The following is an 8,142-nucleotide window of genomic DNA, read 5'->3' on the forward strand; positions in this document are numbered from 1 at the left end:
AACCGTTAGTTACAATTGCTCCAGGTAACTCAACAGGTCTGCCATATCTCCAGTTTGAGGTTGAAACTTAGGCATTGGTGGTGTTCTACCACTGATCACTTGCTGAATCAGGCTGACGTCAGACTTTCTCTTAGAGATATTCAGTAGACTTGGTCCTACATTACCATCCCCGTTGGCTCCATGACACCCAGCACAGTTGATTTGAAAAATAGCATTACCTCGGACTGGATCACCGTTCAGGGACAAAACCTTTTGTACATAAGGATCCGAATCCTGCATCATGGGAATTCCGATCAGGCTAAGACTTATAGCAAGCAAAGCCACTAGTACTATCAAGGTGACTCGCCGCACTAGAACTCTAGGTTGGACAAGCTGGTTTTCCAAAGGATCTCCTGTCAAGTTGACTATCGATAAAGCGCTTGTAATCTCGATAAAACTGAACCATTGATTAAGTTGTGTTAAGCAATGATAAGTAAATACTTAGACTAAGTATTATTTTTGTTTATAAACATAGCTTAAAATTTATGGAGTCATTAATCAAGATCTTGTGTTGTATTTGTATTATATGCTACACTATGTCTCCCTCTATATACCTGATACTAAGGGAATAGATCTAAGGTATACATTTTAGTATATAAGCTGGGATATAGGAAAAAGTACTCAAGTCAAGTCAGGGCTTAGGTCATTAGGTCAGAGCCTCCTAAGTGTGACTGAGCAATCTCAACCCATGGAACTCAGGATGCTTGATAAATTAGTGTTTGACCACCAGCAGCACCCTAAGGTTGATCAGACCTAGTAATATGAGAAACAGGTAAAAAAACTTAATTAGGAGACTTAGTGTGGTAGAACCGTTGCTTGTTGGGATTGTCCTTGGCTTAATACCTGTTACTCTATTGGGGTTATTTTTTGCTGCCTATATGCAATACCAACGGGGTAACCAACTTGGGGGTTAGTTTTTCCTTCCCATGAGCTGACCATTACCCCTGACTTAAACTAATGGGCAATAGAAGGTCAAGGCAGTATTGCCATAGACCTTCTGGCGACAAATTTCTAAATTGGGGATTGGTTGTGGTTGCCAGTAGTTAGAGCTATGCTCAACAGCTAACTCACCATGGCTGTCGAGGAGCTGGTATTGAGCGATCGCATCTAACACTGGCTGGTACAAATCACTAGCGTAGGGTGGGTCAAAATAAATGTGGTCAAACTGCTGAGGAGCCAAGGTTTTCAATCGCCTGACCACATCCCCCTGCAACACCCGAAATTCTTGCTGCGCCTGAGCCATCTGTTGCCAGTTTTGACGAATAATTGAGCAAGCTTTTGCCCATTTGTCAATCCCTACCACCAAAGCAGCTCCCCGACATAGAGCCTCAGCACCCATTGAACCACTACCAGCACATAAATCCAGCCATCGGCAATTCCCTACACTGCCTTGCCAAATATTAAATACTGCCTCCCGCACCCGTGCTGGTGTCGGGCGGGTAATTTGTCCTGGCAAAGTTTTCAGTTGGCGATTGCCGTAAATTCTCATCCAAAAACAGGACAGTGGGGAGCGTGCTGATTAAATCAGTAGTAGTAGCAGCATTTTAAATGAAGAATAATTGTCAGGCTTTGGTAGCAAGTGTACGATCATTGCAGTAACTCTTAACCTCAGCCACGAAATTAGACAAAATTTGGAGTCCTGTAGTAGAAGACTTTTCCGGGTGAAACTGTACTGCTACGACGTTATTGTAAGCGATCGCAGCCGTCACGGTTTGACTCCCATGAGTAGTAGTTGCGGCTCGAATCCCAGGGTCAACTGGGTCAACATAATAAGAATGGACAAAATAGACTCGGGGATTGCCCGATAAATGCTGCCAAAGGGGACAATCTGGTTGAGTAAACTCTAGCTGGTTCCAACCCATATGGGGAATCGTAATACTTGGTTCTCGACGAAAGCGGCGCACTGTGCCAGGCACAATCCCTAATCCAGGTTCTGTGCCTTCTTCACTAGCCTCAAACAGAATGTGTAAACCTAGACAAATACCTAAAAAGGGTTTACCGCTGGCAATGGCTTGTTTAATCGGTTGCTCCAGGTTACGCGATCGCAAATGTTGTATCGCTGGGTCAAACGCCCCCACTCCCGGTAGTACCACCGCATCCGCCTGTGCTATATCTGCTGCTAAATCTGTCACTAAGGTAGTTGCACCAGCTTTCTGTAACCCTTTACAGGCAGAGTGCAGGTTCCCCATGTCGTAGTCTACAACCGCAATTACTGGCATTAACCTGCTTTCCCTTACATTTACATTGGAATATTCAAGCTATTTTTATTTTAATTGGTTCTGTTGAATGAACAAAAAAATCCTCCTGACATCCTTTCAAACCTGGCTACCGGATCAGGTATCTAACTCCTCTGATGATTTATTAGGGAAAATTGCTCAAATCAATAATTTATCTGCTTCCCTGACTTTTCTTAGACAGTTGCCCGTCGATATTGCCCAAGCTAGTGCTCAGGTAATTGCCACAATTGATCAAATACAACCCGATGGGATTATTTGTTGTGGCATGGCTTGTAAGCGGAACAAATTAACCGTCGAATCCTGTGCTACTCGTGAAGATGCCTGCCTTCAAACCCCAGTGAACTTAGAGAAACTAGTAGCTGCCTTGAGTGGATGTGAGATTAGCCATGATGCTGGTAAATTTGTCTGCGAAGGACTCTATTACGAAGTGTTGAAGTATCTTGGAGAACATCACCTCAATACTTCTTGTATCTTTGTTCATGTACCTGTGCTGAATCTAGACAATTTGCCTGGTATTTTGGCTGATTTTAGGATAATTTTGGAACAAATGGCACAATAGACCTAGCTGCTGTTGTTTGCAACTTCGGATCGGGGAACTTCCGATCACCAGACAAAATTTATGAAAAACAGTATCAGAAAAGCGATGCAGCAAGGTAGCGCTGTCAAAGGGAGCCACTGTGATCTTGAGGAGGCAGCGCCGACCTGCGGGGGTCTCCCCCATGAGCGACTGCCGTGGCTTCCCCCAATTCGGCACGGCATCAAGACAATACTTTTGCAATAGGTCTAATCAAGACAACCGTCAACCGTCAACAAATACAAACTTTAGTTAAGAAATATTGATGCTTATAGCAGTATCTATTAATACAGGTAAACAGAGCTTACGCAATTCAGCCATCGACACACTACCTGTAGGGGTTAAAGGGTAACTGTTAACACTACCTGTAGAGTTCTTGCGTAAGCCCTGCATCAGCTGTTTCGGTGCTCAATACTGATTATAGGACTGATTGAAAAACTTTTCCCTCGGCAATATTACTGAAGTTGGTTACGCTAATTAGCTCAAGTCATCTGTCTCAAGTTAGGTTTAGCTCCTCAATTCGCTTCCTCGCTTAAGTTCTGGTATTTCTTTTTCAATAGATATTGACAATATTGGTTCAATAAGACTTAAATTCTTTCCTTTTATAGACAAACATATCCATAGGGAACTTAGGCCCCCTAGAAAGACTATCTAGAAAGACTCCCTAGTAATACTCCCTAGTAGGACGCTCACTAGCTAGTACTCACTAGTAGAATCGGGCTTGCAATTTTACTTGTGTAGATGCTGTAAATGCTAAGGATTTACATTGGTGGTACTTAGGGTAGTACTTCTGGTGGTACTTCCAATGCAATTGCTCCGAGTAAACCCTTGCGAAAATCCCCCAATAGTTGCCGCGCTGTACGTTCGATGTTTCCCTGATAGCGATAGTCGGCTAGACCATGTAAGTAATCTTCAGCGGTTAATGGGTTTGGGTCTAGTTGGTACCTCTTTTGTAAAGAAGACTTTAATAAAAGAGTGTACTCCTTCATATTATCTAAATCTTTCAGGAATGCAACCAGTGCTGTTGCTACCCGTTGGTTGTCGTAAGATGCTTCACCAATGTCATCACAGATAGCTAACTTGAGCGCCTGCTGCTGATTGTTTAACTTGGCAGGAATAACACCAGGAGCATCAAGTAGTTCAAGTTGGTCAGAAATACGTATCCAACGCAATTGGCGTGTCACACCGGGACGACGAGCACTCTCTACCACACGACGTCCCAAAAGTCGATTAATTAAAGCAGATTTACCGACATTGGGAAATCCAATTACCACAGCTCGGACAGGACGAGGTCGCATTCCCCGTGAGCGCCTACGTTGATTGATTTCCTCCCCAGCTGTCTGGGCGGCTTTAGCCACAGCGCGGATACCCTTACCCTGTTGAGCATTAGTGAAATAGGGGATATCCCCTTGCTGTTGAAACCACGATTCCCAAAGTTGGCGCATCCTTGGCTCAATCATATCCACCCGGTTAATCACTAACACCCGAGTTTTATTACCCACCCACTGGTCGGTTTGAGGATGATGAGTAGAGAGGGGAATCCGAGCATCCCGCACCTCTAATACCACATCGACTCGCTTCAACTGTTCCTTGAGTTCTCGCTCGGCTTTGGCAATGTGTCCGGGATACCACTGGATTGTCATGAGTCATTAGCCATTAGTCATTAGTCATTGCTGATTAGTCATTGGTCATTAGTTAATTGAAAATCGACCATTGGCAATTGACAATTAGTAACCAAGGAATTTTATGAAACCAATGACTAATCACAAATTAGGGAATAATCAAAACTGGGCAAGGGGACAAATTAATCACTCGATCGGCCACGCTATTAGCTATACCTTCATCTGTCAACCCTAGCCCCCTAGAGCCCATCACAATTAAATTTGCCCCAATTTCGTCAGCCACATCGCAGATCACGAAGGCAGGCTTTCCTTCCCGCTCCAGGGTTTTGGCTTCAATGCCTTGCTGAGCAAATAGTGCTTTGGCACCGTTAAGCAGTTCTGTTACTACTTCAGGGGATGTCATTGCCTCGGGAGCAGCAGCTGTACCCTGGCCAGGGTCAGGTTTTTCAACCACTGACAGCAGATATAGATTGCTGCCGTACTTTTGCACTATGTTCCCAACAACCTCAGCAGCTTCACGGCTTTCTCGACTTGAGTCAATGGGAAATACAACGGTATTGAACATATCACAGATTTCCTCCAGGATCCGGACTCCGGTAAAATGTGAACGGTCTTAACAAAAGAATACCTTTTGTCCTGGTCATTCAGCTGGTGACTTACCAGTTAATGTACAGCGAACTCTCTGACGTCAAATCATCCTGCAAGACGGCTGATAGTCGGGGATTAGCAGGCAATAGCAATTAGGAGATTAATACTGTGTCCAAGAAAAGTGTAGCCAATTTAAGTGAATCAGATTTAGCCGGAAAAACGGTATTGGTCAGAGCAGACCTGAATGTACCCCTGGATGACAATGGCACCATCACCGATGATACTCGCATTCGTGCTGCTTTACCCACTGTTCAAGATTTACTTAAGAAAGGGGCAAAGGTAATCCTGTGTAGCCACTTGGGACGACCCAAGGGACAAGTGAAGGAAAGTTTACGTCTAACCCCCGTTGCTGAGCGTCTTTCAGAACTTCTGGGTCAACCGGTGACCATGTGTAAAGACTGTGTTGGAGACGAGGTGGCTGCCCAAGTTGGTGCTTTGGCAAATGGTCAGGTGGCTTTACTGGAAAATCTCCGCTTCCACGCTGGAGAGGAAAAGAATGACCCAGAATTCACCAAACAGTTGGCATCCCTTGCTGATTTGTATGTCAATGATGCCTTTGGAACAGCGCACCGGGCTCATGCCTCTACTGAGGGAGTCACCCATTACCTGAGTCCTTCTGTAGCTGGGTACTTGATTGAGAAGGAACTGCAGTATTTACAAAACGCTGTAGAAAATCCCGAAAAGCCTCTAGCTGCAATTATTGGCGGCTCTAAGGTGTCCAGTAAGATTGGGGTGATTGATACTCTATTGGAGAAGGTGGATAAACTGCTAATTGGCGGTGGAATGATTTTTACCTTCTACAAGGCCCGTGGTATGAGTGTGGGTAAGTCCCTGGTGGAAGACGATAAGCTCGATTTGGCGAAATCCTTAGAAGCTAAGGCCAAAGAGCGTGGTGTGGAATTGCTGTTGCCCACTGATGTGGTCATCGCAGATAATTTTGCCCCTGATGCTAATTCCCAGACTGTCAGTATTGAAGCTATTCCCGATGGCTGGATGGGTTTGGATATTGGTCCAGATTCTGTAAAGGTGTTTCAGGATGCTTTAGCAGATTGCAAAACTGTAATCTGGAATGGTCCGATGGGAGTGTTTGAGTTTGATAAGTTCGCTAAGGGCACAGAAGCGATCGCAAACTCTATGGCTGAGCTGACCAAGACAGGTGCATCTACCATCATTGGTGGTGGTGACTCAGTAGCTGCCGTCGAAAAAGTTGGTGTTGCTGACCAAATGAGCCACATTTCCACCGGTGGTGGTGCCAGCCTTGAGTTACTCGAAGGCAAGGTTCTACCTGGAATTGCTGCTTTAAATGATGCCTAATTAGTGTTTTTTTTAACGCATTGTTTTAAATCATAGTTTTAAATAGGGAGATAGCATTGCTGTCTCTCTATTTATCATTATCTTGATGGTGAAATTTTTTGGTTTCCAATCAATCAGCATTGGTTTTTATGATCTATTTAGAAATCGTAAGCGTTCAGCCGTCAGCCTTCAGCCGTCAGTGGTCAGCTGATTTTATTCAAACGACACAGGGGGAGAGCGATGAACGGAAATGCTCAGAAGTTGTTGACCAGGGTTGTGCGTACAACTACGTTAGAGGTATCATATTTTTATTCTTTACCTTTAAATTAAATTTTGAGGAATTAATTTGCACTCGTGTTGAAAAGTTTAGATCAAGGCTAGATATGTCAATTGGCTAGGATCTGAATCTACCTAGTTTGGGCTTTCTGGCCTTGAGACGATGCGATTATCTAAAGGGTGCTGGGTGAAAGCCCAATTGCTCACCTCAGAAAACGATTGGCGGTGCAGAAGTTGGAGTTTTAGGGTAAGAAATTAAAAATGGCGATTTTAATCTCTTTATTTAATCACAAGGGTGGCGTAAGCAAAACAACTACAACTTTTAATTTGGGATGGGCTTTAACTGACATAGGGAAAAAAGTCTTGATCATAGATGGCGATCCACAGTGTAATCTTACCGGAACAGTATTAGGCTTTAGTGGACAGTCAGATTTCGAGAGTTTTTACGATAATAATCCAAAATCAAACTTAAGTACTTGTCTTGAACCAGCTTTTCAAGGGACACAAAAGCCACTGGAGCCAGCCAATATTATCAAAACTTCCAAAAAGAATTTATCTTTGTTGGCTGGACATCTAGACTTAGCCGAAAGTGAAGCACAGTTAGCTGTTGCACTTTCAACAGGAGCCGCCATTCCTGCATTGAAAAACTTACCAGGCTCAGTTAACCACCTTATAACTATAACCGCTAACGAGAATGATATAGACATTGTCTTGATTGACATGAGTCCCAGCGTAGGCGCACTAAATCAGTGTTTTCTAATGGGTAGTAACTACTTTATTGTTCCTACTTTTCCAGATTATTTTTGCGACCAAGCAATACTTTCACTATCTCGTGTAATACCAAAGTGGAATAAGTCAGTAGAGTTGTTTCGAGATAAAGAGCTAGCATATCCTGTACCTAGCGATCCTCCTAAATTTATGGGAATTATTTCCCAGCGCTTTCGTCCGCGTAGTGGTAGCCCTGCTGCTTCTTTTCAGCGATGGATAGACCGGATAAAAGTAACAGTTAACCACCAACTCGCTCCGGCTTTATCGAAGGTTGGTATGACAATTTCTGAAGATGAATTTAAGGCTTCTGATCCAGGTGATACTCCATATAATTTAGCCAACATTCCCGACTTTAATTCATTAATTGCACAATCTCAAAAGCACAATGTTCCTGTATTTGCCTTATCTGACAGTCAAATAGAGCAGTCGGGTAAAGTCTTAGAAACTATGAAAAATAATCGTCAGCATTTCGATAATACTTTCAAGCAGCTTGCAAAAACAGTGGTTAATCTCATAAAAAGTTGAGGTTACTGCGGCTATAGACCTAACTTCGAGCAGTAAGTAGGTGGGCTTAATTATCCGTAAAATAGCGATTGAGATTCAAAATGCTGAAAACCTCTTTAATAAAGGCTTTCAGCTTCATTTTCGTATTTTGAGTTTTAACGTTTATTTATGCCCACCTACA

At 43.5% G+C, this 8,142-nt stretch carries 9 protein-coding genes; 4 read left to right on the forward strand and 5 right to left on the reverse strand.

The annotated features are described in order from the left end of the window. Positions 1-9 precede the first annotated feature (9 nt). The gene (locus F6K57_RS32720) at positions 10-384 is read right to left on the reverse strand and encodes a cytochrome c (RefSeq protein WP_075903624.1); all 375 of its coding nucleotides are present in this window, start codon (positions 382-384) and stop codon (positions 10-12) included. Positions 385-839: 455 nt separating this feature from the next. On the opposite strand from F6K57_RS32720, the gene petG reads away from it, so the two are divergent. Next, the gene (gene petG / locus F6K57_RS32725) at positions 840-953 is read left to right on the forward strand and encodes a cytochrome b6-f complex subunit V (protein WP_070395274.1); all 114 of its coding nucleotides are present in this window, start codon (positions 840-842) and stop codon (positions 951-953) included. A 35-nt stretch (positions 954-988) separates the two neighbouring features. Here petG and rsmD read toward each other — a convergent pair whose 3' ends face one another. Continuing rightward, positions 989-1,528 carry a 16S rRNA (guanine(966)-N(2))-methyltransferase RsmD gene (rsmD, locus tag F6K57_RS32730; RefSeq protein WP_293072183.1) on the reverse strand — a complete coding sequence of 180 codons (540 nt, stop codon included), beginning with the start codon at positions 1,526-1,528 and terminating at the stop codon, positions 989-991. Between the two features lie 73 nt (positions 1,529-1,601). Continuing rightward, positions 1,602-2,258 (reverse strand): imidazole glycerol phosphate synthase subunit HisH, encoded by a 657-nt coding sequence (hisH, locus tag F6K57_RS32735; RefSeq protein ID WP_293072184.1) that lies wholly within the window; start codon positions 2,256-2,258, stop codon positions 1,602-1,604. A gap of 67 nt (positions 2,259-2,325) precedes the next feature. On the opposite strand from hisH, the gene F6K57_RS32740 reads away from it, so the two are divergent. Further along, positions 2,326-2,835, forward strand: coding sequence for a peptidase C15 (locus F6K57_RS32740; RefSeq protein WP_293072185.1), 510 nt, complete (start codon positions 2,326-2,328; stop codon positions 2,833-2,835). Positions 2,836-3,626: 791 nt separating this feature from the next. On the opposite strand, the gene ylqF is transcribed toward F6K57_RS32740, so the two are convergent. Both ylqF and F6K57_RS32750 read right to left on the reverse strand, forming a co-directional pair. Further along, positions 3,627-4,493 carry a ribosome biogenesis GTPase YlqF gene (gene ylqF / locus F6K57_RS32745; protein ID WP_293072186.1) on the reverse strand — a complete coding sequence of 289 codons (867 nt, stop codon included), beginning with the start codon at positions 4,491-4,493 and terminating at the stop codon, positions 3,627-3,629. Between the two features lie 127 nt (positions 4,494-4,620). Next, positions 4,621-5,037, reverse strand: a complete 417-nt coding sequence (locus F6K57_RS32750) for a universal stress protein (RefSeq protein WP_293072187.1) — start codon at positions 5,035-5,037, stop codon at positions 4,621-4,623. 191 nt (positions 5,038-5,228) lie between these two features. Here F6K57_RS32750 and F6K57_RS32755 point away from each other — a divergent pair, with 191 nt between their 5' ends. Both F6K57_RS32755 and F6K57_RS32760 read left to right on the forward strand, forming a co-directional pair. Next, entirely contained in the window at positions 5,229-6,434 is a 1,206-nt protein-coding gene (locus tag F6K57_RS32755) for a phosphoglycerate kinase (protein ID WP_293072188.1), read from the forward strand. Between the two features lie 516 nt (positions 6,435-6,950). After that, on the forward strand, positions 6,951-7,982 hold the full coding sequence (locus F6K57_RS32760) for an AAA family ATPase (RefSeq protein ID WP_293072189.1): 1,032 nt from the start codon (positions 6,951-6,953) through the stop codon (positions 7,980-7,982). Positions 7,983-8,142: the final 160 nt, after the last annotated feature.

The organism is Moorena sp. SIO4A5 (assembly GCF_010672005.1).
GTDB lineage: Bacteria > Cyanobacteriota > Cyanobacteriia > Cyanobacteriales > Coleofasciculaceae > Moorena.